Origin of the sequence: uncultured Mucilaginibacter sp., from assembly GCF_903913935.1 — a bacterium.
Taxonomy (GTDB): domain Bacteria; phylum Bacteroidota; class Bacteroidia; order Sphingobacteriales; family Sphingobacteriaceae; genus Mucilaginibacter.
Map to the genome: position 1 here is coordinate 1 of NZ_CAIWNH010000426.1, position 2722 is coordinate 2722.

2 protein-coding genes are annotated in these 2722 nt (G+C 42.2%); both read right to left on the reverse strand.

Annotated elements, in window-relative coordinates; translation table 11 throughout:
* Positions 1-240: 240 nt before the first annotated feature.
* Positions 241-1497: a glutamate-5-semialdehyde dehydrogenase gene (locus tag QZY09_RS17250; protein ID WP_295674378.1), complete on the reverse strand. Its 1257-nt coding sequence runs from the start codon at positions 1495-1497 to the stop codon at positions 241-243.
* A 33-nt stretch (positions 1498-1530) separates the two neighbouring features.
* Positions 1531-2610, reverse strand: coding sequence for a glutamate 5-kinase (gene proB, locus QZY09_RS17255; RefSeq protein ID WP_295674380.1), 1080 nt, complete (start codon positions 2608-2610; stop codon positions 1531-1533).
* Positions 2611-2722 lie beyond the last annotated feature (112 nt).

The window sequence follows — 2722 nt, forward strand, 5'->3', positions numbered from 1 at the left end:
AATTTCGTAAAAATTACAAAAAGCTTTGTAACCCAAAAATTACAATATACATTTAGTAACTCTAATTAATAATAAATAATGATTGCCCGTTTAACTTTAGAACTAAAATTACAGGCTGTAATTTTAGCAATTATTTGTTTCGTTGCCGTAGCAGATTACCTGATAAAGTAACAAACAAATTTGAAGTTGTGAAAGGGTGTACATCATAGGATGTACACCCTTTTTTTGAGCAGAAAAGATTTAAGCGCGGGTTTGCCCGCTACCCCTCACTATCCATTTATAGCTGGTAAGTTCTTTTAGCCCCATCGGGCCTCGGGCATGGAGTTTTTGGGTGCTGATGCCAATCTCGGCGCCCAACCCAAACTGAGCTCCGTCTGTAAAGGCAGTTGAAGCATTCACATAAACGGCAGCGGCATCCACTTGGTTTAAAAATGCTTCGCAGCGCTTCGCATCCTCGGATATAATGGCCTCGCTATGTTTTGAACCATACTCAGCAATATGATCAAGTGCGTCCTCAAAGCTTTCAACTACCTTAACTGCCATCTTTAAGGACAAAAACTCCGTTCCGAAATGTTCAGGCTTAGCATGGGCAAGCAGGGCATCCGGATAATGCCCCTTCAGTATCATAAATGCAGTGTCATCAGCGTACAATACCACCTTTTTTTCGGCCAGTGGCATCAATAGCATGGGCAGGTCCCTTAACCTCGTATAATGAACGATAAGGCAATCCAGCGCATTGCAAACGCTTACTCGGCGGGTTTTGGCATTTAAAATAATAGCGCGTCCTTTTTCAAGGTCGCCAAATTCATCAAAATAGGTATGTACAATCCCTGCACCTGTTTCAATAACCGGCACTTTACTATTGTTTCGGACATGATCTATCAATTGCTGGCTGCCGCGGGGAATTAAAACATCTACATAACCATTAGCATTCAACAGGGCGTCAGTGGCTTCGCGTTCAGGCGGCAACAGGGTTGCAATATTTTCATCAATGTCATGATCGGCCAAAACCTGGCGGATAATTGAAATGATCGCCAGGTTTGAAAATTCAGCGTCGCTGCCGCCTTTCAATATACAAACATTGCCGGTTTTAAAACATAGTGAAAAAACGTCGAAAGTAACATTTGGCCTGGCTTCATAAATTACGCCCACAATACCCAGCGGCACGCTTATCCGTGTTATTTCCAATCCATTATGCATGTGCTTGCGTGATAGGATATGCCCCAGCGGACTTCTTAATTTTGCCACATTTATAATTTCAGTCGCAATCTCTTTTATTCGTTCGGCAGTGAGCTTTAAACGATCGAATTTGGGATCTGTCGGATCCATGCGATCAAGATCCTTTTTGTTTTCTTTTAATAAATACTCGGTTTGAGTAATAGTTGCTTTGGCAAGTTCCTTCAACACCATATTTATTTTTGAAGGATCGATGGTTTTCCGTGACGCAATACGGGCATTTTCAAAATACGCGGTATAACTTTTCTGCTTTGTGGGCATCGTAATCAGGTTATAATAGTAAAGGGATATCCTTTAGTTTTCTAAATAAAGGTAATCATAATGTACAAGGGGTTTCTGATTTTTTTTTCCTGCCATTTCAGCCGCTTTATCCGAACCGTATTGCGCTATCCCTAAGCCGATAGACTTGTTGTTTTCGTCAACCAACTTAATGATTTCCCCCTTTTTAAAATCCGATAAAATATTGATAACGCCAACAGGCAACAGGCTGGAAGCTTTGGCCGATGTTAGCGCAGCTTTTGCTCCTTCATTTACCTGTACAATACCTTTGGCATAATTACCGGCATGAGCAATCCACTTCTTTTTACCGGAGGATGATTTGCTCGGAATAAAATAGGTGTGGGGCGCGGAATTTTCCAAAACATCCACCAATATATTTTCTTTTGTGCCGTTCGCGATGTGCACCGCTATACCCAGTTGCGCCACTTTTTGCGCCATGGTTGATTTGGTGATCATCCCCCCGCGGCCAAATTGCGAACTGCCTGAACTCACAAATGCGGAAAAATCTATTGTGTTACCACTTACTTCTTCAATAACCCTGGTATTGGCGCTGTTCGGGTCGCCGTCATATATACCGTCAACGTTGGTTAAAACAATAAGGGCGTGGGCATTGAGCATGGAAGCGATCAGACCGGCTAATTCGTCGTTATCGGTAAACATCAGTTCGGTCACTGATACCACGTCATTTTCGTTTACTACAGGGATCACATGGTGCTGCAATAAAATTTTAAGGCAGTTTTTCATGTTGAGGTAATGCAACCTGTCCCTGAAATCTTCTTTGGTTACCAGTACCTGCGAACAAAGGATATTAAATTTTTCAAATTCGTGGGCGTAGGTATTGATGAGCTTTACCTGGCCGATAGAAGCAAACAATTGCCGGGTAGCAACGGAGTCGTACTTTTCGGAAATTGAGATCAAACTGCGACCGGAGGCAACCGCACCAGAGGAAACCAAAACCACTTCAACACCCCGTCGTTTTATGGCAGCCATCTGTTCAACCAGGTGGCTGATGCGCTTTAAATCAGGCAGTCCGTCTTTTTGGGTCAGGACGTTCGAGCCGATCTTAATAATTATACGCTGGTAATTGTAGGCCATTTATTTAGTAAATGCTGCAATATACGGCGAAAAAAGATAAAATATTGTTTATTTTATCGTAAAAACATAAAAACCATCCACCTGGCAACTAAAAAAATATAAGCACCGGCTA